The sequence below is a fragment of the Streptomyces sp. NRRL B-24484 genome, assembly GCF_000717715.1.
Lineage (GTDB): Bacteria > Actinomycetota > Actinomycetes > Streptomycetales > Streptomycetaceae > Kitasatospora.
In genome coordinates, this window is record NZ_JOAI01000016.1 from 111,768 (window position 1) to 133,533 (window position 21,766).

The window sequence follows — 21,766 nt, forward strand, 5'->3', positions numbered from 1 at the left end:
GCAGCACTCCCTCGTCCCTCGTCATGGGCCCGGCCGCCCCGCCCGTCGCGCGGCGGCCGGGTGTTCCGTGGACCAATCTATCCGATCTGTCCACATTTCCACGGGAATTGCTGCCGATCAGGGCAGATCAGAAGGCGGACACCCAGTACGGTGAGACGTTCATCCAGCCGTTGCCCCGGGCGCCGTTCAGCCGGCCCGAGGACGTCCGGGCCAGGGTGTACCAGGAGTCGACGTAGTCCGGGTCGTCCGTCCACCACTCGGTGGGGATCGCGTCCAGCACCGCGGTGACCAGCGGGATGTACGCGCCCTGGTCGGTGACCGTGAGCAGGACGGCCGCGATGGCCTTGGCGAGGGCCTGGTAGTCGGTGCTGCCGTCCTCCTCCATCAGCACCACGTCGGCCAGGTCGTACTTGTAGTTCGACCAGTTCACCAGGATCTGGTTGGGCCGGTAGACCGTCCCGTCGTAGTCCAGGTACGGCATGTCGACCGGGTCGACCCGCACCTTGCCGTCCGTGCCGAAGCCGGTGACCAGGGCGTACATCTCGGCCGCGCCCTTGAACCACGGCTCCTCGTCGTCGGACACCTCGATCGCGTCGATCTTCGTGCCCCACCAGCCGTCCGCGGCGGCCGCCTGCGGCCTCACCGCGGCGCCGCCCAGCGTGCGGCGGAGGATCTCGGCGCCGCCGGCCAGCGCCCGGGTCACGTCGAGGTCGACCAGGTAGACCGGCTGCCGGGGCACCTGCGTGGCGTCCAGGACGTGCGCCCGGCCGCGGGCGTCGTAGGCGGTGAGGGTGGTGGCCCGGTCGCTCGCCGGCGCGGCCGCGACCCAGGGCGCGGTGCCCGCGTCCAGTGCGGCGCGCATCGACGGGTCACCGAGCCGCAGCCGCAGCAGCGGGCCGGTCGCGGCGTCCAGGCCCTTGGCGGCCAGGACGCGGGCGTTGCCGTCGGCGACGGAGGCGGCGAGGCGGTGGGCGGCGGCGCCGGGGGTGCGCGCGGCGAGGGTGCCCGGGTCGACCTCGGCGCCACCGCGGACGGCGGCCCGCAGGCCGTCCCGCCAGGCGGAGTCGCCGAGCGAGGCGGCCACCGCCCGCGCGGTCTCCTCCTCGACGGCCTGCACGGCGGAGTGTGCGCGGCCGGGCTGCGGCGGGGCCTCCGCCCGGGCGCTCGCGGTCTGCGCGGCGGCCCCCATGGCCAGGGCGAGGACGGCGCCGACCGCGCCGACTCTCAGGGTGCTGATGGTGCTCAACGGTCCTCCATGGCTGGGTGTACGGAGTGCGCCCGCCACCCGTCGGCCACGGCACGTTGACGCTCGTCGGCTTCCGCGTGGGGGCGGTGTTGAGTGAGCCAGGACAGCGAAGCAACCCCGTCGTGGCCGCGTCAAGGCTGCGCGGAGCGATGATCTGACGAACGGTCAGTGGGGAAGGGGGCTCGCAGGGCCGCCGACGGGGGCCGTCGACAGGGCCGCCGGGAGAGTGTCGAGTCCATCATGCCGGGTCGGAGGGGTCCGGCGGTAGGACGGAGAGCACCCCGGTTCGATCTTGTCCGGGGTGGCGCGCACCCCGCACACTCGACGGACCCACCCCTTCCCACGCGCCCGGACTCCCCTGCGGAGGCACCGGGGCGTCCGCCGTGCTGCCCTGACGGCGGGTCGGGCCGAACGGGGTGGCGGAACGAGGGGGAACGAATGGACAACGACGCGATCGTGCGCGCCCGGGTGGCACTGCTCGACGTCCGCCGGATGAGCCTGGCCCAGCAGGTCGCCGCGCACCGGATCCTGGCCGAGGTCAGCCCGGCCGTCCACCTGCCGAAACTCGCCCGCACGCTGGCGACCTTCAGCTACGAGGCCCGGCACCTGCCGGAGGCCCGACTCGTCCTGCTCGACGAGGCCGTCGCGGCGGCCGAGGCCGTGGCCGCCGACGACCCGCACCGCTCCCGCACGCTGGTGAGCGTCCTGGACACCCGCCAGCGGCTGCTGTTCGAGATGGGGCGGCGGCCCGCCGGCCTCGCCGACCGGTCCCGGATGGCCGCGATCGAGCGGGCCGTGCCGGGCGGGCTCGGAGGGTGGGAGCGCGGCCTGGAGACCTGGGCGGCCGGCCTCGCCGAGGAACGGCGGCACACGGAGGCCGCCGACGTGTACGCCGAGGCGGTGCGGGCGGACGGCACGGCGACCCGCGACGGGTCGAGGACCGCCCTGCACGCCCAGCTCACCGCGGCGGGGCGGCACGACGAGGCGGTCGCCGTCGCCGCCGAACTCGTCGACCGGGCACGGAAGCCCTCGGCGCCGGACCAGGACATGCGTCCCCACGTGTTCCACGCCCTGTTCCACCTCGCGCGGACGCTGGAGCGGTGCGGCGGCCGTGACGCGGAGGCCGGCCGGGTACGGTCCGAGGCCGAGGCACTCCTGGACGCGCTCGCCGCGGAGGACGCGAGGACGCGCGCCTCCGAGTCCGACCTCGCCCGGTTCCTCGCGGTGGACGCAGCCGCTGCCGAACACGCGGCCGAGGCCGGGCCCGTTCCGCCCCTGGGTACCGAGCTGCACCGTTGGTCGGCCGACGTGCGGCAGCGCTACGAGGAGCGCACCGCCGAGCTGGGACGCGCACTGGACGACCTGCCGTCCGAGGACGCCGCCGGACCGACGGTCGAACTCGTCGCACTGCACCGCCGTCGCGCGGTGCGGCAGGCGGTGCTCGAGGCGGAGCACCGGTACCGCTTCCAGGAGCGCCTGCAGCCGCTGTTCGACCGGGGCGTCGCCCTGGCCCGGGCCCTGCACGCACACCGCCCCGGGCAGGGCACCGGACCGCTGGCCACCGCCCTCACCGACCGCGCCCTGCTGCGGACCGTGGACGGGCAGTACGCCGCCGCGCTCGCCGACCTCCGGGAGGCGCGGACGGTCGCCGGCTGACGGCCGGTTCCAGGGCCGACGGGCCGTCGGCGACCGACGGGCCGTCAGCAGAGGGTCGGCACCCCGCCGCCCTCCGTCCGGGTGACGTCGACGCCGGGGAGGCCGCGTGTCCAGCGGCCGGCGACGGCGGCGAGGGTGTCGGCGTCCGGCGGGGTGCGGCCGAGGCCCACGGCGAAGCGGGCGGTGGCGGGGCCGGTGGCGTACGGGTGCGGCCAGGCGTGCACCTCCGCGGCACCGGCCTCGTCGAGGGCGGCGACCAGGGCGCGCATCCGCCCGCGGACCAGGCCGAGCAGCGTCTCGAACTCCTCGGCCCGGCCCGGCCGTACCGTCACCACCGCCCAGGCGGCGTGCCGCCGGTGCAGGGGCGGCGGGGCGAGCAGCTCGGGCCGCGGGTCGGCACCGGCGGCGGCCGCCGTCTCCAGCACCTCCCAGGCCCGGTAGAGCTCCTGGCCGAGCAGGTCCCGCCCGCCGGCGGTGACCTGGGCGGTGCAGGAGCGGACGGGGGCGGTCGGGGTCGTGACGGTGACCGGCCCGGCCGGGCCGACGGCCGGGCCGACCGGCTCGCGCCAGTCCCAGGCCGCCCAGCTGCCGAAGAAGTGCCGCAGCAGGCCCTCACCGTCGAGGTCCGGCGCCTCCTGGACCGTTCGGGCGGCCAGCACCGCCCAGGCGACACCGGGCAGGCCGCCGAACGGCGCCGAGTCCAGGCCGCGGGCCTTCGCCCAGGCCTTCACCTCCCGCGCCAGGGCGGCGAAGGCGGCGTGCCGCGGGCCGACGGCGGCCCGCAGGGCGTCCGCGTCGGACACCGCGCTGAGGGCGAGGGACGCCGCCTCGCCGAGCTCGGCCCGCCGGTCCACCGCCTCCGCCGGGTCCAGGGATCCGGTCGGCACGGCCACCAGGTCGACCGCCAGTCCGTCGACGGTGAAGCGCAGGCCCGGCACCCGCGCTCCGACGACCTGCCGCAGCCGGACGGCCTCCGGCAGCGCGGCCGCCACCCGGGCGGCGAGTGCAGGCGGGTCGGGCTCGCCGGGCAGTGCGGCGACCAGGTCAAGGTCGGCGCCGGGCAGTGCGCAGCCCGTCCGGCGTGATCCGGCGAGGTGCAGCACGCCCTCGCCGAGGGCTTCGGCCAGCCGGCGGGCGGTGCGGTCCGCCAGCGCGTCCGGTGCCGGGTCGGGGGCCGCTGCGGCGGACTCCGGGAGCCGGCGGAGTTCCCCGGTGCCGAGGGCGAGCACCGCCCGCGGCCGCATCGGCTCCTCGCCGCGCCGCGAGAGCAGCACCAGCTCGCCGACCGGGGCCTCGGCGGCGGGCAGCCGGGCGGCGCACTCGGCGACGAGCCGGTGCGGGTCCGCGGTGCGGCCGAGGCTCAGGTGCGGGGTGAAGCCCTCCGAGCGCCCCCGGCAGCGCGGGAACCGCTCCAGCAGGGCCCGGTGCAGGTCCTCCCACGGTCCGGCGCCGTCGGCGGCCGGGTCCAGCCAGACGGTGGAGCCGCTGCGGTGCCGGAAGCTGCGCACCCCGGCCAGCCGGGCGGTGAACGGGGCCGCCTCGGCGGCGGCCTCCGCGAGCAGCGGTGCGGCGCCTTCGAACTCGGCCTCGGGGACGAAGCCGTACAGCAGGTTGACGTGCGGCGGCCAGCGGTGGATCTGCGGGTCGTGCTCGGCCCGGACGGCCTGGATCGCGGGCCACAGGGTGTCCGGCGGCAGCCAGGCGAGGGCGGTGCGCACCGACGGGCCGACGTCGAAGACGCCGCCGGGTGCGGCCCCGCCGGGGCCCAGTTCGACCTCCACACCGTAATGGTCCGACGGGTGGAGGCCGTCCGCGGTCGGGCGGTCGCCGAGCAGGACGGCCGAGCGGGCCCGCGGGCCGCCGGGGCGGAGCAGGACGCGGTCCAGCCGGGAGGCCCGGCCGGAGAGCGAGGAGACCGCGGCCAGCGGATTGGCGCCCGGGTCGAAGGTCGGGGTGTCGTCCTCGGGGCCGTGCACCGCGCTCCACGCGTCCTGCAGCCCGAGGACGGCGGCCGGGCCCTCGGCGCTGCCGCGGCCGTCGTTGAAGTCGCCGGCCAGCACCAGGTCGCCCTCGACGCCGGCCAGGCCCTCGGCGATCCGGGCCAGTTCGGCCCGACGGCGGGCCGGACTGTCCTCGGTGTGGTCGCTGGTCAGGTGGGTGGCGGCCACCGTGAGCGGCCCGGTGCCGGTGTCGACGACGACCGCGGCGAGCGCCTTGTGCGGGCCGAGCAGGTGCCGGCCGGCCTCCAGCACGGGCAGCCGGCTGAGCAGCAGCAGTCCGCAGTCGGGCACGTCCCGTCCGCGGGGGTCGGTGCCGACCGTCCAGCCGTCCCGCAGCCAGGGCTCGCGCAGCAGCAGGTCGACCAGGGCCGGTTCGACCTCCTGCAGGGCGATCACGTCGGCGTCCGTGCGGGCGAGCGCCGCCAGCAGCAGCGGACGGCGGCGCGCGGTGGCGATCCGCTCGCCGTCGTAGCGGTCCCAGAGGGTGTTCCAGGTGACGACCCGGACGGTGCCGCGCGGCCTGCCGTCGGCCGGGCGGTCGGCGGGACGCCAGGCGGTGCCGTCCCATGTGTGCGGGGTGCGGGCGGTGAAGAACGGGGCGTGCAGCCGCCGACCGTCGCCGGCCCGGCCGGCCTCGGTGGTGTCCAGCCGGTCCAGCCCCGCGGCGCGGTCCCACACCGTCTCGCCGTCCGCCTCCACGGACAGCACCCGGTGCCAGGGGATGTCGCCGCCGGGCGCGAAGCCGTCCAGCGGGACGCGCTTCGGGTCGGCGCCGCGCTGCTGCACGACCAGCACGAACCGGGACGGGTCGAACCGGGCGTCCCAGCGGACGCGGTGGTAGATCTCCTCGCTGGTGCGCATCAGGCGTCCTCCCCGCCGATCGTCCCCGCCGTGTCCTCGACGGTGCCGGCCGCGCCCACGTACCAGGTGCGGTGCGCCTCGCCCGCGTACGGCGGGCCGAACCGGCGCAGCTGGGTGGCGAGGACGCCGGCCGGGACGGGGTGCGGCCGCACCCCGTTGCGGCGGACCAGCTCGGCCTCGCCGACCAGCAGCACCGCCTGGGTGACCAGGGCGTCGCGGCGCTGTGCGACGCCCTGCACGAGCGAACGCTGCTGCCGGTTGAGCGAGGTGGCGTCCCACACCACGGTGCCGCCGCGGGCGAGCGCGGCGTCCAGCCGGTCCAGCCCCTCGCGCAGCACGTCCCCGTTGGCCCGCTGGTCGCCGCGGTCGCCGCGCTCCTCGCGCAGCCCGTCCAGCGAGATCCGGGCGGGGGTGCCGGGCAGCCGTTCCGCGAAGACGCTCTTGCCGCTGCCGGACGGGCCGACCAGCTGCACCAGGTGCGGGAAGGCGCCGGAGCGCCACCGCCAGGCCGCGGCCGCGGCGTCCTCCACCCCGGTGACCCGGCCGAGTGCGAACGCCTCCCGGGCCTCGGCCCAGCAGCGGTCGGCGGCGTCCGGTCCGAGACCGGCGAGCGCCTCGCGGAGTCCCGTCCGCAGGGCGGCGAGCGGGGCCTCGCCGAGCAGTCCGGCGTCCTCGGCGTGCAGTGCCGACCACTCGGCCTGCTCGCGGGCGGCGGTCGCCTCGGCGTCCGTCCGGCCGGCGGTGACGGCGGCGGCCACGGCGTGCAGCACACCGAGGTCCGCGGCCTGGGCCAGCCGGACGAGGCCGGCCCGGCGGTCCTCGTCCGGGTAGGGGCGCTGCACCGCGGGGTGCAGGCCCACCAGGTCGGCGACCCTGCGGGCGAGCGGCATGCCGAGCGGTCCGGCGAGCGCGGTGGCGAGCCGGGCCCGGTTGCTGCCGGGCAGCGCCGCCGCGAGGACGCCGGCCAGCCGGGCGTCGCCGCGCCGGCCGAGGACGTCGAGCCGGGCGGAGACCTCGGCCGCGGCCGCCGCGGCGGCGGGTACCGGCTCCGGGTCGAGCCCGGCGGCGGCGAGCAGGGCGGGCAGGTCGGCGGGCGCGCCGGAGCGCACCGCCCAGAGGGCGGCCGCCGGGCCGAGACCGTTCGCCACCACCGCGGCGTGCATCCAGTGGGTGTCGGTCCGCACGTGGTGCGGGCGCACCCACTTGGCGACCCGCTGCGCGAACTCCCCGTGGGGGAAGCCCTCGACGGTGCGGACGACGTACCCCTCGACCCGCTCGGTGTCGAACCGCAGGGCGCGCAGCGCCTTCTCGTCGAGGACGCCGCGCCACAGCACCCGCGGGGCCGGGACGCCGAGGCGGCGCAGGAAGCGCACGGTGTCGTCCCAGCCGAGGCAGTGCCCGGTGTCGTCCCAGACCGAGAACCCGTAGAACCAGCCGTCCAGTTCGCGGTAGGCGAGCGAGTGCCGGGCGTACAGGTTCTCGCCGCAGACCCGCCAGCCGGCCGGGACGGCCGGGCCGATCCGGCCCTGCAGGGCCTTCACCCAGGCGCGCGAGGGGTGGTGGCCGGAGTCCAGCGAGCGGGCGTGCAGGCCGTCCCGGTAGAGCGTGGTGTTCTCGCCGTCGAGCTTCTCGGTGACGACGACCTCCCGGCCGCGCAGCCCGTCGAGGCCGCCCGCCCGGACGTCGTCCGCACAGGCCCCCGGCGACCAGGGCAGGTGCGGGGTCCGCGGGTAGCTCACGCGCATGATCCGCTCCTGGTCGGGTGGTCGGGACCAGGTCACTGTAGGAGGCGGCCCGGGCCCGATCCATCCGTTTTCGTCGCCCCTGCGGGCAACCCCGGTCAGCCGGGCGGCAGTTCGCCGGTGCCGGGGGTGCGCGGCGCCCAGGTCGGCTCGGCGGCGGCCGAGGCCGGGTCGGTGTCGTTCATCCGGATCCGCCAGCCGTCCTCGCCGGCGGTGCCGTCGACCCGCAGGTGCAGGTCCTTGCGCCGGCCGCTGTCGTGGAAGTAGACCAGCACGGTCTGCCGTTCGTCCGCCGTGCCCAGGAACTCGGCGGTGACCCTGCCGCGGGCGTCCTTGCCGAAGGCCGACACCCAGAGCTTCGCGTTGGTCAGGGCCTGGGTCTTCGACCCGTCGGAGGTGGCCATCGCCGCGAGCCGCCCGGCGTCGCCGTCGGCCAGCCGCCAGACGGCCTGCTGCACCACCGCCAGGGTCGCGGCCGACGGGTAGCCCGCCACCCGCAGCGGCTCGTGCGAGACGTAGTCGTTGGTGTCGGCCAGCTCCGGGTCGGAGAGGACCGCGCAGCCGCCGACGAGCACCACCAGGGCGAGTCCCGCCGCGAACAGGGCGCTGCTGCGGTTCGGGCTCATCGGAGGGCTCCCGGCGTTGTCGATCTTGTGGACGGTCCGCGCCACCCTAGCGGGCCGGGTGCGGCGTGGGCTCCGCCGGGACGGCCGCTCCCTCCTCGGGGCCGTCCGCCCCGGTGCGTCGGGGCAGGGCGAGGGCGAGCGCGGCGCCGGCCGCGGCGAGCAGCGCGAGCAGGCTGAGCGCCGGGCCCAGCGCCGCCCCGAGGGCCGGCCCGGCCGGGTGGGCGCTGCCGGTGGCGAGGCCGGCCGCGGTGGTCGCGGCGGCCACGCCCAGCGCCGGTCCGATGTTCATCGCGGTCTGCTGGAGCCCGCCGGCCACCCCGGCGTGCGCGGCGGCGGCCCGCCGGACGACCACCGCCGTGGCGGTGACCATCACCGTGCCGAACCCGGTCCCCAGCAGCAGGAATCCGGCGCCGGTCCGGAACACCCCGGACGCCCCGTCCAGTCCGGAGAGCACCAGGACCCCGGTGGCCAGCAGGGCGGCCGCCGTCGCGGTCGTCCGGCGCGGGCCGTACCTCCGCTGCAGCACGGCGGCCGACGGCGCGGCGAGCACCATCGCGAGCGGCAGCGGCAGCGCCCGCAGGGCGGCGGCGAACGGGTCCAGCGCCAGCACCTCCTGGAGGACGTAGCCGGTGAGGAAGAGCGTGCCGAACAGCGAGGCCGAGGCGGCGACCAGGACGCCGAGCGCGGCGCCGACGACGGGGGAGCGCACCAGATCGCCCGGCAGCAGCGGGTCGGCGGTGCGCCGCTCGTGCACGGCGAAGGCGGTGAAGGCGGCGGCCGCCGCGGCGGTGCCGGGCGCGGCGGAGACCGTCCAGCCGGAGTCGGGCAGGGCGACCAGCGTGTGCACCAGGCAGGCCAGGCCGGTGCCGAGCAGCACCGCACCGAGCGGATCGAGTCGGACGGGCCGCACGGCCCCGCGGGCCGGCCCGTCCGGTGCACGGTGCGCCAGGGCCAGGGCACCGACCGCCAGGGCCGGCAGCACCTGCAGCGCGAACACCGCGCGCCAGCCGAAGGAGCTGATCAGTGCGCCGCCGAGCACCGGGCCGACCGCGGTCGAGGCGCCGATGGCGCTCGCACGGACACCGATCGCCGTGGCGAGCCGGTCCGGCGGGCAGGCGGCCCGCAGCATGCCGAGGGTGGCGGGCTGCAGCAGTGCCCCGCACACGCCCTGGACGATCCGCAGGGCGATCACCCAGCCGATGCCGGGGGCCAGGCCGATCCCGGCGGAGGCCGCGCCGAAGCCGAGGGTGCCGAGCGCGAACACCCGGCGGTGGCCGTACCGGTCGCCGAGCCGCCCGGCGAGGACGAGCAGGCTCGCCACGGCGATCAGGTAGCCGGTGCTCGTCCACTGCACCTGGGCGAACGTGGCGTGCAGGTCGAGTTGCAGGGTGGGCTGGGCGACGGTCAGCACGGTGCCGTCCACGGCGACCAGGACGGCGCCGGTGATGCTCAGCGCCAGGACGGGGACGGGACGGTTCACGGCCGCACCGCCCCGAGGTGGGCGTCGAGCGCGGCGTGCAGCAGCGGTTCCACGTCCTCGGAGCCGGTGGCGAGCTGCAGGCTGCCCCACTCGCGGAGCTGGGCGATGCCGTGCAGGTTGGCCCAGAGCGCGGCGGCCGCGACCTCCGGGGCGGCGCCGGTGCGCGGACGGGCCCGGGCCACCAGGTCGACCAGCATCCCGAAGAGCGGCAGGCTGGTCTCGCGCAGGCCCAGCCGGCCGCTGGCCAGCAGGTCGTGGCGGAACATCAGCTCGAACATGCCGCGGTCGGTGCGGGCGAAGTCGAGGTAGGCCCGGCACAGCGCGGTGAGCCGCTCCCGCGGACCGGCGTCCTCCCCGGTGCCGGCGGCCGCGGCGACGGCCCGGGCGGCGAGTTCGGCGAAACCCCGCCGGGCGATCGCGGACAGCAGCTCCAGGTGGGTGGGGAAGTACCGCCGCGGCGCACCGTGCGAGACCCCGGCGCGGCGGGCGATCTCGCGCAGGGTGAGGGCCTGCACCCCCTCGGCGGCCAGCAGTTCGACCCCGGCCCCGACCAGCCGCTCACGCAGGCCGATGTTCTCCTCGTTCATGGTGGACAGTGTCTACACCACGCCCGTAGACACTGTCTACTCGCTTTCGGGGCGGGAGCGCTCCCTTCTGGATCGCCGAACAGCCGCTGTGTGCACGCCTCTTGACGTGCTCTCGGCGGACTGGCTTCACTGGGTTTGGGAGCGCTCCCACACTAAGCTGCCGGAATCCCCGCCCAGATCCCCGTCCCAGGAAGGCCCCCCACCCGTGCCTCCAGCCACCACCGCCCGCCGGCTGCCGCGCCGCGCGGCCGCCGTCCTGACCGGCCTCGCCCTGGCCGCCACCGGGCTGACCGGCGCGCTCGCCGCCGCCCCCGCCACCGCGGCCACCGCGGGAGCCTCCGCCGCCGCCGACACCCCCGTCCGGGTCAACCAGCTCGGCTACCTGCCGGACGGGCCCAAGCGCGCCACGGTGGTCAGCAGTGCCACCGCCCCGCTCGCCTGGCAGCTGCGCAACGCCGCCGGCACCGCCGTCGCCTCCGGCTCCACCACCGTGCACGGCGCCGACGCGGCCTCCGGCCAGGCCACCCACCTGGTCGACTTCACCGCCTACGGCACCGCGGGGACGGGCTACACCCTGGTCGTCGACGGCCGCGCCAGCCACCCCTTCGACATCTCGGCCGCGCTCTACGACGGCCTGCGCGCCGACAGCATGTCCTTCTTCTACCAGCAGCGCAGCGGCATCCCGATCGACGCCTCGCTCGCCGGCGCCGCCTGGGCCCGCCCGGCCGGCCACCTCGGCGTCGCCCCGAACAGGGGCGACACCTCGGTGCCCTGCCAGGCCGGGGTCTGCGACTACAGCCTCGACGTCCGCGGCGGCTGGTACGACGCCGGCGACCAGGGCAAGTACGTGGTCAACGGCGGCATCGCCACCTGGCAGCTGGTCAACTCCTTCGAACGCGCCCACCGGGCCGGTACCGACGCCGCCCTCGGCGACTCCACCCTGAAGGTGCCCGAGCGCGGCAACGGCGTCCCCGACGTGCTCGACGAGGCCCGCTGGGAGCTCGACTTCCTGATGCGGATGCAGGTCCCCGCCGGGAAGCCGATGGCCGGCATGGCCTTCCACAAGGTCCACGACGCCCAGTGGACCGGCCTGCCGACCCGCCCCGAACTCGACTCCCAGCAACGCGAACTGCACCGGCCGTCCACCGCCGCCACGCTCAACCTGGCCGCCACCGCCGCCCAGTGCGCCCGCGTCTACGCCCCGTACGACGCCGCCTTCGCCGCCAGGTGCCTCGACTCCGCCCGCCGCGCCTGGGCCGCCGCCAAGGCCGATCCGAACGTCCTCGCCCCCGGCACCGACAGCACCGGCGGCGGCGCCTACGACGACACCGACGTCTCCGACGAGTTCTACTGGGCCGCCGCCGAACTCCTCGCCACCACCGGCGAGGCGCAGTACCGCGACGCCGTCACCTCCTCCGCCCTGCACACCGCCCCCGCCGACGCCTTCTGGTGGGGCGGCACCGCCACCCTCGGCCGGATCACCCTGGCCACCGTCCCCGGCGTCGCCCTGCCCGCCGACGACCTCGCCCGCCTCCGCGGCCGGCTCACCGCCGCCGCCGACGGCTACCTCGCCACCATGGCCGGCCAGGGCTACGCCGTCCCGATCGCCGCCGACGGCTACGTCTGGGGCTCCAACAGCTCCGTCGCCGACGACGCCGTGGTGATGGCCGTCGCCTACGAACTCACCGGCCAGCAGCGCTACCGGGCGGGCGCGCTGGAGTCCCTCGACTACCTGCTCGGCCGCAACGCGCTCGACCGCTCCTACGTCACCGGCTACGGCGAGAACGCCTCCGAGAACCAGCACCACCGGTTCTGGGCCCACCAGAACGACGCCTCGCTGCCGCACCCGCCCGCGGGCTCCTTCGCCGGCGGCCCGAACTCGGGCCTCCAGGACCCGGTCGCGGCCGAGAAGCTGGCCGGCTGCGCCCCGGCCGCCTGCTACGTCGACGACATCGGCTCGTACTCCACCAACGAGGTCGCGATCAACTGGAACGCCCCGCTGGCCTGGCTCGCCGCCTTCGCCGCGGAGCACCCGGGCGGCCCGCAGCCGACCGTGCCCGCCGTGCAGGTGACCCCGGCCTCGGTGACCGTCCCCGAGGGGGGCTCCGCCGCGGTCGCCGTCCGGCTGTCCGCCGCCCCCGCGCAGGACGTCACCGTCACCGTCGCCCGCACCTCCGGCGACACCGACCTCGCCGCCACCGCCTCCCTGGTGTTCACGCCCGCGAACTGGGCGACCGCCCGGCAGGTGACCGTCTCCGCCGCCCAGGACGCCGACACCGCCAACGGCAGCGCCCTCTTCACCGCGGGCGGCACCGGGGTCGGGGCCGGCTCCTTCACCGCCACCGAGGCGGACGACGACACCGCCCCGCCCACCGCCGCCTGCACCGTCGCCTACAAGGTCGACAACGCCTGGGGCACCGGCTTCACCGCGACCGTCACCGTCAGGAACACCGGCACCACCACCGTCAACGGCTGGACGCTCGGCTGGACGTACCCCGGCGACCAGCGGATCACCAACGCCTGGAACGCCGGCGTCACCCAGACCGGCGCCGCCGTCACTGCCAGGGACGCCGGCTGGAACGGCACCCTCGCCCCCGGGGCCACCGCGGGCTTCGGCTTCCAGGGCAGCTACTCCGGCAGCAACACCCCGCCGACGCGGTTCACGCTCAACGGCGCCGCCTGCAGCTGACGCACCGGCCCCCGCAGCCGGCCGTGCGGGGCACCCGGTCCAGTGCCCCGTACGGCCACCCACCAGGTCTGCGAAAGGACGCACCGCCATGCCCCGCACCGCCGTCCGTTCCCGTCCGCGCGACCCGGCCGCCCTCCGGCCCCGCGCTGCCGCAGGTGCCGCCGCGGCCGCCCTGCTCGCCGCCGCCGCGGTCGTCCCGCTGCCCGCCGCCTCGGCCGCCGCCACCCCGGGCTGTCGCGTCGACTACATCGCCAACCGCTGGACGGGCGGCTACACCGCCGCCGTCCGGATCACCAACCTCGGCCCGCAGCTCACCGGTTGGCGGCTGGGGTGGACGTACGGCGGGGACGAGCGCATCACCTCCGCCTGGAACGCCGGCGTCACCCAGACCGGCGCCGCCGTCACCGCCGTGAACGCCGCCTGGAACGGCAGCCTCGCCACCGGCGCCACCACCGAGTTCGGTGTCCAGGGCACCTGGTCCGCCGCCGCCCCGCCGCCGTCCGGGTTCACCCTCGCCGGCACGGCCTGCACCGGCGGCGCGAGTCCCACGGCGGATCCGTCCCCGAGCCCGTCCGCCAGCGCCTCGCCGTCCGCCAGCGCCTCGCCGTCGGGCAGCGCCTCGCCCACGGCGAGCCCGAGCCCGAGCCCGACCGGCCCCGACCCGGGCTGCGATGCCGCGGCCGTCGTCTGCTCGGGCTTCGAGGACCAGACCGGCACGGCACCGGCCGGCGACTGGCAGACCGTCACCCCGAACTGCTCCGGCACCGGCGCCGCGGTGATCGACCGGACGGTCGCGTACCACGGCACCCGCTCGCTGCGGATCGACGGTCGGGCGGGGTACTGCAACCACGTCTTCGCCGGCACCACCCGGGACGTCTCCGCCGTCGGCCCGGTGCTCTACGCCCGGCTGCGGGTGCGGCACACCACCGCGCTGCCGGCGAACCACGTCACCGCCGTCACGCTCGCCGACTCCCGCGACGGCGGCAAGGACCTCCGGATCGGCGGACAGAACGGCGCCCTTCAGTGGAACCGCGAGTCCGACGACGCGACGCTGCCCGTGCAGAGCCCGGCCGGCGTCGCGCTGAGCGCGCCGCTGCCCACCGACCGCTGGGTCTGCCTGCGGTTCCGGATCGACACCACCCGGCAGTCCATGCAGACCCACCTGGACGACACCGAGGTACCCGGCCTGCACCTCGACACCGTGCCCACCCCCGACGTGGACGCGCAGTGGCTCACCCGCGGCACCCCGCCCCGCCCGACCACGCTGCGCCTCGGCTGGGAGAGCTACGGCGTCGGTGACGACACCCTCTGGTTCGACGACGTCGCCCTGGGCCCGTCCCCGATCGCCTGCTGAGCCGGTCCCAGCGCCCCGATCAGATCGCGCTGTACAGGGCGAGCAGCGCGGTCGGGACGGCGGAGAAGCCCGCGCCCGTCCACCAGAACCGCCGGCCGCGCAGGCCCGTCAGCCGGGCCACCCCCAGGTTGACGAGGAACCAGACCGCCACGGTGACCGCGCACAGCGGGCCCACCACCAGGATCCACGGCAGGATCCCGTCGTTGTCGTTCGGATCCCGGCTGCCGAGACCGATCCACACCAGCGGGTAGCTCCGCACGAAGAGCAGGACCATCACCAGCGCGGGCACGCCGAGGCAGCCGGTGAGGAGATCGGCCAGCACGACCGCCGTCCAGCGGACGCGGCCGGGCCGTGCGGTCTCGTCCGTCTCCATGCTCCCCCTCCGAAGATCGTGATCGACGACCGACCGTACCCGTCCGTCGGCAAGGGCCTGATGTCGGTGGGCAGGGCTAGCGTGCGGGCATGTCCGAGAACCGGGGGAGTGCGGCGGTGTCCGGCGTGCCCGGGCTGGTGCGGGTGGACGGCTGGCTGGCCGAGCGCGGCTGCGCCGGGCTGCTGGCCCGGATCGACGCCGGGCCCTGGTCGGCGCAGCTGCGGCGGCGGGTGCAGCACTACGGCCACCGGTACGACTACGGCCGGCGCGGCCTGGCCGCCGGGCCGGCCGCCGACCCCGCCCCGCCGCTGCCGGACTGGGCGCTCGGCCTGGCCGGCCGGCTCCTCGACGAGGGGCACCTGGACGCCCCGGCCGAGCAGGTGATCGTCAACGAGTACCTGCCCGGCCAGGGCATCGGTGCGCACGTGGACTGCGTCCCCTGCTTCGGCCCGGTGGTGGCCGCGCTCTCCCTCGGCTCGGCCGCCGTCATGGACTTCACCGACCCGGCGGGCGGCGCCCGGGTGCCGGTGCCGCTCGCGCCGGGCGGCCTCACCGTGCTCACCGGCCCGGCCCGGTACGACTGGCGCCACGCGATCCCCGCCCGCCGCAGCGACCCCGGCCCGGACGGACGGGTGCCACGCGGACGCCGGGTCTCGGTGACCTTCCGGACCCTGCTGCACCGACCCGACTGACAGGGCCTGGTCCGTATGGCCCGCAGGCCGGACCGATCTGGACCGGTTCGGTCCGATTCCGTGCGAAAGCCCGGAATCCCGGTGGGCCCGCCGCCGACCGGCCTAGCATGACGGCCACAACTGCGCAGACAGCGTGACGACTTGGGGTTGATCCCGCGAACGGCAGTATGCGGCGCCCCACGTGCACGAGGTGGTGACGGATGACCGACCTGGCCCGTCTGAGGGTCCTCTTCGACGAACTCGGCGACTACCAGCGCTCCCTGGACGACGGGGCGCCGCTGGCCGAGACCAAACCGGCGATGCTCGGCCGGCTGGCGGAGGCGCACCTGCTGCTCCCGCCCGGGAACGAGCACCTCTGGAGCGGCTTCCGGTGGTGGATCATGCACACCTGGGCGGCCGCCCAGCAGGAGGGCGGCGACAGCGCCTCCGAGCCCTGGCGGGAGTTCCTCGCGGAGGTCAACGACGTCCTCGGCCCGGCGCCCGACGCGGCCTGACCGGCCCCGACGGGTGAACGGCGCGGGCCGGCGGGAAGGATCCGGCCGCCCCCGGTGCTGTCATCGACACCACCGATCCGAGCAGGGGAACGCATGTCCACCACGAACGGCACCCATCCGCTGGACAACCCCGTGCGCGCGGCGCTGGCCGGGCCGCACGCGCTGTTCGCCGGCCGGCTCGGCCGCCTGCTGCACTACCCGGCGGACGTCACCCCCTTCCTCGGCATGCCGGACGCGCCCGGGGCCGAGGACTGGGCCGACGCCGCCGCGCTCGCCGGCCCCGGCGGGCACGTGGTGACCGCGGCCGTCTCCGTCCCGCCGCCCGCCGACTGGCAGGTCACCTTCCGGATCGAGGGCGTCCAGCTCGTCGACGAGGACGTGGCGGCGGCCCCCGACCCGGAGGCCGTCCGGCTCGGCCCGGACGACGTGCCCGAGATGCTCGCCCTGGTCGAGCGGACCAGGCCGGGGCCCTTCCTGCCGCGCACCGTCGAACTCGGCCGCTACCTCGGCATCCGCCGCGACGGCGTGCTCGTCGCGATGGCCGGCGAGCGCTTCCACCCGCCGGGCCACACCGAGATCAGCGCCGTCTGCACCGACGACGCCCACCGCGGCCAGGGCCTCGGCACCCGGCTGGTCCGGGCGGTCGCGGCGGGGATCCGGGCCCGCGGCGAGCGGCCCTTCCTGCACGTGGCGGAGGACAACCTGGGTGCTCTGCGGCTCTACGAGTCGCTCGGCTTCCGGGCCCGGAGGACGGTGACCTTCGCAGGCGCCCGCGTTCCCGGAGCGGCCGTGTCGGCCTGAGCGGAGGCCGCTTGGGAGGCCGAGGGCTCGGGCCCCCGCACTGCCGACAGCGGTGCCACAGGCCGGGACGGGGTGTCGGGGGAGCGTGGCAGGATCGCCCGCATGTCCGAGCCGAGCGTGTCGCTGCCGACCGACCCCACCTCCTCCACGGTCTACCTGGACTGGCTGTCCGTCAGGTCCCCGGGCGCCGAGGCGGGCGCACGGCAGCAGTTCGCGGACGTCTTCGACGGCATCCCGCCGCAGGCCCACCGGAGGCCCGCGCAGTACCTCGGCGGTCTGCAGTCCCGCAGCAGGCGCCTGCCCCCCGAGCACCTGCCGTGGTTCTGGGACACCGTCGGCCACCGGCTCGCCCGGGCCCTGCCGCGGCAGGCCGGGCAGGCGTACAAGCTGGCCAGGGAGGCCGAACGGCAGGTCGGCGGGCCCGCCGACCCGGCCTTCCAGCGGGCGAACGCCGTCCTGGCGGCCGGCCTCGGCGTGCTGCCGGCGGCGGAGCTCGCCGCCCAGCAGCGCCGGCTCGCCGCCGCCCTGCCGCCGGCGGAGGCGCACCGGGAGTTCGTACGGTACGTCCGGGCCTGGGCGTCGGGCGGGGCGGTGCCGCCGGCCGACCTGCACACCCGGCTGAGGGCGTCCGCGAAGGCCGCCGGGGTCGGCCCCGGCGAGGACGCGGCACTGCTCGGCGAGGTGCTGGCCGGCGGCCCGGGCCGCCCGGTGCCGGACGGACTGCTGGACGCCGCGGCCGCCCTGCTCGCGGCCCACCCGCCCACCGACGCGGTCCGCTCCGGACTGCTGGAGATGTTCCCGCCCGCCGTGACCGCCCTCGGCTTCGCACCGACCGCCGGCGGCGGGGCCTGGCTGCGCCTGCTGCGCGCCGCGGGCGCGGTGGACGCCCTCGCCGAGGGCCGGCTCACCCCGTCCGGGGGGCTCGCCGGCTGGCTCGGCCGGCTGCCGTACACCTACGCCTACAACCGGGTGGGTGGTGGCGGCATCACCCGCCGTCCGCTGCCGCCGGAGTTCTTCGACGTGCTGCCGGTGCTCGCCGGCCGGCTGCGTGCCGAGGGCGTCCCGGTGCGGCTGCACGAGGCGCAGTACCGCTCGTCCGGGCTGGACGCCGACCTCGCCGACGCCTGCCTGGCCGAGGGCGTCCCGGTGGAGACGCCGCCGCGGACGGTCTCCCTGGTCTTCTGGGGCGGCGAGTCCCGCCGTGACCTGCGGGCGCTCGCCGCCGACCCGGTGCTCGGCCCGCGGCTGGAGGGCACCGTCCACGCCGACCTGCGGCGCGGCACCGCGGTGACCCGGCTGCCGGGGAACCCGGCGATCGCCGGCGCCGTCCGCACCCGGATCACCGGCCTGCTCGACGAACTCGCCGACGGCGGGCTCGGCGCCGCCGAGGACGCCCTCGGCGTGCTGGAGACCCTGCTCGACCGGCCGACCGCCGCGGCCCTGGACGGCATCGAGGAGGCGCTCGCCGCCGTCGACCTCACCGGTCCGCTCCTGCGCACCCTCCGCGCCGGCCTGCCGGAGGAACTCGGCTGGCCCGCCCTGGACGAGGCCCTCGCCGACCTCGGCGCCCCGCCGGCCGGCACGACCGCCACCTGGCCGGTGCTCACCCTGTACACCCGGGAGCGCGCGATCGCGGTCGACCACCGCGGTCGCCGCGCGGACCACGCCCTCGCGCTGCCCGAGGACGCCGCGCTGCACGCGGTGAACTACGCCGGCGGCGACCTGCTGGTGGCGTGGACGACCGACACCAGGCACCCGTACAGCTGGCGGGCGTACTGGGCGTCCCGGCCCGGGGAGGTCTTCGAGCCCGCCCTGGCCACCGGCCTGCGGACCTGGTCGGCCACCGCCTGCCAGTTCGAGACCGCCGACCGCACCGGCCGCTACGACGGCGCCCGGATCCTGCGCCCCGGCGACCGGGACGGCCTGGCCGCCTCCCGGCAGCTCTCCGACGGCACCACCGTGTGGAGCCGCAGCGCGCACGGCGACGAGGAGTGGGACCGGCTCGACCCGGCCACCGGAGGGCGCACCGGCGCGGCCGACGGCCCGGCGTTCGCCGCCGTGCCCGTGCCGGACGGCCACCGGCTCCACCTGCTCTCGCTCGTCGCGCTGCCGCCGGACGTGGACGCCGACGCCTCCCCGCTCGGCCACCGCGCCGGGCTGGCCGGCTTCCGGGTGCTGCGCAGCGCGCAGAAGGACGCCCACGGCTGGGACCACCGGCTGGAGGGCACCGACGGCCGCACCGCCGGGCTGCGCACGGCGAGCGTCTGCGAGCCATGGGCGGTCGCCCGGATGCCCGGGGGCGGCGCCGAGTGCGTGCTGACCGACCCGCACCGGGTGCACTGCCGCGACGCGCAGGACGGCTCGCTGCTGTGGCGGGCCGGCGGGGAGGTCCCGGTGCTGCCCCCGCCGCCGTTCTGGCACTTCCTCGCCCCGCGCGATCCCGTCTCCTCGCGGGCGCTCCGTGCGGCCGGGCCGGAGGCGGCCGCGGAGCTGCTGGCCGCCGCCGACGGGGAGGCGACGGCAGCCGGGATCGCCCGTCTGCTGCCGGGGGTGACGGACCGGCGGATCGCCGAGGGGGCGGCCCGGACGGTGCGGGCGGCGCGGGCCGCGCTGCACCGCCGCGAGGAGCTCTCGGCCCGGGTCGCGGCCGTCCGCTCGGGCCGGCTGGCGCCGCTGGCGGAGACCTCCGACGTCCGGCTGCTGGCCGCGCTGCGCGGCCTGCTGGACGTGCCCGGGTACTACCGGGCCGAGCCCGCCTCGCCGCAGCCGGCCACCCTCACGGCGCTGGCCGCCGACGGCGCCCACCTGGCCGGACGGCTCGGCGAGGCGGAGCGCCGGACGAGCCCGCCGGCCCGTGCCCGGGACTGGACCCCGCTGCTCGGCCGGATCGACGCCGTGGCCTGGCGCCTGGTCACCGCGGTCACCGCCGAGGAGGACCGGCCGGCCCTGGCCGAGCTGGTGCGCAGCTGGTCCGAGCAGCCGTTCGCGGCGGCCGGCAGCCGCTGGCGGCTCGGCGAGGCCACCGGCGTCGCGCTCGCCGTGCGCCGGGCCGCGGGCGCTCGGGTGCCCGCCGTCCGGGCCGACGCGCTGTCCGGGCTCGCACCGGACCCGGCCCGGCCGCTGGACCCGGCCCTCACCCACCGCTTCCTGCAGCGGGCCGCGGATCCCGTGCCGGAGGGCGCCACGGAGCTGCGGGAGGTCGCCGTCGACCGGGACGACGCCGGGCGGCTGGCCCGGCTGCTCGACCTGCTCGCCGAACACGGCCCGGTGCGGTTCGGCCCGGAGGCGGTGGACGCCTTCGTCGCCCGCACCGGCGCCCGCCGGGCGACCGCCCTGTTCGTTCTGGACGGCCTGCCCGAGGGCGCCGACCGCACGGCCCGGCGCGGGCTGCTCACCTCCAAGCGGTACGGGGCGGGCGAGCGGGACGCACAGGTGCTGCAGACCGTGCTGCACCGGCTCGGCGGCGCAGGGCGGCTCGACCTGCTGGCCGCGGCCCTCCCGGACGACCCGGCCGAGCTGTGGCGGCCGGGCGGCCCGGAGGCCGCCGCGGTCCGGCTGGCCGACGCCTGGGCCCGGCTGGTCGGCACCGAGCAGCCGCTCGACGAGGAGGCCGCCCGCGAGCTGGAGGCGGAGACGGGGCTGCCGGAGCCGTGGCTGCGGATGCTGCTCTCACCGGCCGGGGAGACCGCGGAGGGCGCGGAGGGCGCCCCCTGCCGCCTCGTCCCGGCGGTGACCGCGTACGGATCGGTCGTGCTGCACACCGTCGGCCCGGACGGCGGCCCCGCCGGCGCCTGGTACGCGGGCGGCCGCCACCAGTACGCCGCCAGGGCGGCCGCGCTGGTCTGGGCGCTGACCGCGCGTCCGGTCGGCGACCCGGCGGCGGCCCGGGCGGCCGAGAAGTGCGCCCGGCTGCGGGCCGAGCTCGCGGACGGGGAGGTGATCGTGCCGCTGGGGACCCACCGGCTGCCCGGCGGCGAGGAGGAGCGGGCCGCGGTGTTCGGCCCGGGCGTGCTGGCGGTCCCCCTCGCACCGTCCGCGGTGGGCCGGGGCGCCGAGCCGACCACGGTGTTCGACGACGGCCTGCTGCTGGTGCCGCGGTCCGGATACGGCACGGTCTGCCTGCGGCCGGCCCGGCTGGCGGATCCGGCGGCCCGCAGCCGGCTGGAGGCGTACTGCGCCGCGCACGGCCTGGACGACCTGCTGCGCCGGCTGCACGGGATCGACCTGCTGCTGGCCGGCGGCGGTCTGGAGCGGATGGCCGCGCGGGCGGCCGACACCCCCGTGCCGGCCGGCCGCCACGAGGCCGATCCCGCGCTGAGCGTGCCCGGACTGGTGGCGGAGGCGGCCGCGGCGCTCGCGGTGGGCGCGGACGCGGCCGCCCTGCTGCTGCAGCTGCTCACCCTGGCCCGGCCGACGGACCGGAACGTCCGCCGCTGGAACGGCTGGACGCCGGCCCGGCACCGGGCGGCGCAGGCCGAGCTGGTGGCGGCGGGCCTGGTGGAGACCGGCAGGCGGTCGCGGGCCGGCCGCACGGCCTTCGCCCCCGGGCCCTGGACGGAGCTCAAATCACCCGAACTTCCGCTGGAGACAGCCAAGCTGGCGACCCATCTGGCCGGCCGGGAGTTCCGGAAGGAGACCTCGGGTCCGTTCCTGCGGCTGCTGCCGCCGCGGCCGCTGCACGAGATGTTCGCGGCGGCCTGGACGGTGTTCTCCGCCGATCGTGTGAATCTCTGATTCATCCTGGGAGATTCGCGGACCGTTCGGGGCGATTCCGACCGTCCGGATTCGATTTCCGAGACATTCTGACAGGATCACCTCACCCGGCGGCAAGTGGAGCGCTAGACTCCGAGCGGCTCGGCCGGCGGCCCTGACGGATGGTTCGCGGGTCGGTCCGGCACCGGGCGAAGCTTCAGTTCGGGCGCCGGAACGGGCAGTTCACGCAGACCGGATCCGGTTCGCAGTGAAGAGCCGCCGAACATCGGGACGTTGGACCCACCGGCTGCTCATCGTGCCTGGTCGGAAAGGGTGTTGGGGCACCGCGGCGGCGCCGTTCGTGCGCCGGACCGCCATGGCGACTTTCCTTGTCGTTATACGGTGTGGCTAATATCCATCCGTCAGAGTCCTTATCAGATTCGACCAGTTCCGAACGACTGGTGTCATCTCCA

The 21,766-nt window shown here is 77.2% G+C and carries 14 protein-coding genes; 7 read left to right on the forward strand and 7 right to left on the reverse strand.

Going from position 1 to position 21,766, the window contains the following annotated elements:
- Window positions 1-127 precede the first annotated feature (127 nt).
- A complete protein-coding gene (locus tag IE98_RS0116740) occupies window positions 128-1,246 on the reverse strand; it encodes a DUF3103 family protein (RefSeq protein ID WP_234443566.1) in 1,119 nt (372 codons plus the stop codon).
- Between the two features lie 438 nt (window positions 1,247-1,684).
- Between IE98_RS0116740 and IE98_RS0116745 the strand changes: the two genes are divergently transcribed.
- Window positions 1,685-2,902, forward strand: coding sequence for a hypothetical protein (locus IE98_RS0116745; protein WP_030269688.1), 1,218 nt, complete (start codon window positions 1,685-1,687; stop codon window positions 2,900-2,902).
- Window positions 2,903-2,946: 44 nt separating this feature from the next.
- Here the strand turns inward: IE98_RS0116745 and IE98_RS0116750 are convergent, their stop codons facing one another.
- The 5 genes from IE98_RS0116750 to IE98_RS0116770 form a co-directional block, all read right to left on the reverse strand.
- A complete protein-coding gene (locus tag IE98_RS0116750; RefSeq protein WP_030269689.1) occupies window positions 2,947-5,763 on the reverse strand; it encodes a poly(A) polymerase in 2,817 nt (938 codons plus the stop codon).
- Window positions 5,763-7,508, reverse strand: coding sequence for an RNA ligase family protein (locus tag IE98_RS0116755; protein WP_030269691.1), 1,746 nt, complete (start codon window positions 7,506-7,508; stop codon window positions 5,763-5,765). The genes IE98_RS0116750 and IE98_RS0116755 overlap by 1 nt, the downstream gene beginning before the upstream one ends.
- A gap of 95 nt (window positions 7,509-7,603) precedes the next feature.
- The gene (locus tag IE98_RS0116760) at window positions 7,604-8,131 is read right to left on the reverse strand and encodes a hypothetical protein (RefSeq protein ID WP_159400940.1); all 528 of its coding nucleotides are present in this window, start codon (window positions 8,129-8,131) and stop codon (window positions 7,604-7,606) included.
- A 46-nt stretch (window positions 8,132-8,177) separates the two neighbouring features.
- Window positions 8,178-9,611, reverse strand: coding sequence for an MFS transporter (locus IE98_RS0116765; RefSeq protein WP_030269695.1), 1,434 nt, complete (start codon window positions 9,609-9,611; stop codon window positions 8,178-8,180).
- On the reverse strand, window positions 9,608-10,198 hold the full coding sequence (locus tag IE98_RS0116770) for a TetR/AcrR family transcriptional regulator (RefSeq protein ID WP_030269697.1): 591 nt from the start codon (window positions 10,196-10,198) through the stop codon (window positions 9,608-9,610). Before IE98_RS0116770 ends, IE98_RS0116765 begins: the two co-directional genes overlap by 4 nt.
- A 205-nt stretch (window positions 10,199-10,403) precedes the next feature.
- Between IE98_RS0116770 and IE98_RS0116775 the strand changes: the two genes are divergently transcribed.
- Both IE98_RS0116775 and IE98_RS0116780 read left to right on the forward strand, forming a co-directional pair.
- Complete coding sequence (locus IE98_RS0116775) at window positions 10,404-12,887, forward strand: glycoside hydrolase family 9 protein (RefSeq protein WP_030269699.1); 2,484 nt, start codon at window positions 10,404-10,406, stop codon at window positions 12,885-12,887.
- Between the two features lie 88 nt (window positions 12,888-12,975).
- Window positions 12,976-14,241, forward strand: a complete 1,266-nt coding sequence (locus tag IE98_RS0116780) for a cellulose-binding domain-containing protein (protein ID WP_030269700.1) — start codon at window positions 12,976-12,978, stop codon at window positions 14,239-14,241.
- Window positions 14,242-14,260: 19 nt separating this feature from the next.
- On the opposite strand, the gene IE98_RS0116785 is transcribed toward IE98_RS0116780, so the two are convergent.
- Window positions 14,261-14,614 (reverse strand): hypothetical protein, encoded by a 354-nt coding sequence (locus IE98_RS0116785; RefSeq protein WP_030269702.1) that lies wholly within the window; start codon window positions 14,612-14,614, stop codon window positions 14,261-14,263.
- An 89-nt stretch (window positions 14,615-14,703) separates the two neighbouring features.
- Here IE98_RS0116785 and IE98_RS0116790 point away from each other — a divergent pair, with 89 nt between their 5' ends.
- From IE98_RS0116790 to IE98_RS0116805, 4 genes are all read left to right on the forward strand, one after another.
- Entirely contained in the window at window positions 14,704-15,306 is a 603-nt protein-coding gene (locus IE98_RS0116790; RefSeq protein WP_052390604.1) for an alpha-ketoglutarate-dependent dioxygenase AlkB, read from the forward strand.
- Window positions 15,307-15,506: 200 nt separating this feature from the next.
- Window positions 15,507-15,800, forward strand: a complete 294-nt coding sequence (locus IE98_RS0116795) for a hypothetical protein (RefSeq protein WP_030269706.1) — start codon at window positions 15,507-15,509, stop codon at window positions 15,798-15,800.
- A 93-nt stretch (window positions 15,801-15,893) separates the two neighbouring features.
- The gene (locus tag IE98_RS0116800; RefSeq protein ID WP_030269707.1) at window positions 15,894-16,601 is read left to right on the forward strand and encodes a GNAT family N-acetyltransferase; all 708 of its coding nucleotides are present in this window, start codon (window positions 15,894-15,896) and stop codon (window positions 16,599-16,601) included.
- A gap of 102 nt (window positions 16,602-16,703) precedes the next feature.
- Window positions 16,704-21,335, forward strand: a complete 4,632-nt coding sequence (locus tag IE98_RS0116805; RefSeq protein ID WP_030269709.1) for a hypothetical protein — start codon at window positions 16,704-16,706, stop codon at window positions 21,333-21,335.
- Window positions 21,336-21,766 lie beyond the last annotated feature (431 nt).

Bases quoted from the DNA above. Each gene is read 5' to 3' on its own strand.
- IE98_RS0116760 (WP_159400940.1), bottom strand. From the start codon at position 8,131: ATGAGCCCGAACCGCAGCAGCGCCCTGTTCGCGGCGGGACTCGCCCTG.
- IE98_RS0116785 (WP_030269702.1), bottom strand. From the start codon at position 14,614: ATGGAGACGGACGAGACCGCACGGCCCGGCCGCGTCCGCTGGACGGCG.
- IE98_RS0116780 (WP_030269700.1), top strand. From the start codon at position 12,976: ATGCCCCGCACCGCCGTCCGTTCCCGTCCGCGCGACCCGGCCGCCCTC.
- IE98_RS0116745 (WP_030269688.1), top strand. From the start codon at position 1,685: ATGGACAACGACGCGATCGTGCGCGCCCGGGTGGCACTGCTCGACGTC.
- IE98_RS0116755 (WP_030269691.1), bottom strand. From the start codon at position 7,508: ATGCGCGTGAGCTACCCGCGGACCCCGCACCTGCCCTGGTCGCCGGGG.
- IE98_RS0116795 (WP_030269706.1), top strand. From the start codon at position 15,507: ATGACCGACCTGGCCCGTCTGAGGGTCCTCTTCGACGAACTCGGCGAC.
- IE98_RS0116800 (WP_030269707.1), top strand. From the start codon at position 15,894: ATGTCCACCACGAACGGCACCCATCCGCTGGACAACCCCGTGCGCGCG.
- IE98_RS0116790 (WP_052390604.1), top strand. From the start codon at position 14,704: ATGTCCGAGAACCGGGGGAGTGCGGCGGTGTCCGGCGTGCCCGGGCTG.
- IE98_RS0116770 (WP_030269697.1), bottom strand. From the start codon at position 10,198: ATGAACGAGGAGAACATCGGCCTGCGTGAGCGGCTGGTCGGGGCCGGG.
- IE98_RS0116805 (WP_030269709.1), top strand. From the start codon at position 16,704: ATGTCCGAGCCGAGCGTGTCGCTGCCGACCGACCCCACCTCCTCCACG.
- IE98_RS0116750 (WP_030269689.1), bottom strand. From the start codon at position 5,763: ATGCGCACCAGCGAGGAGATCTACCACCGCGTCCGCTGGGACGCCCGG.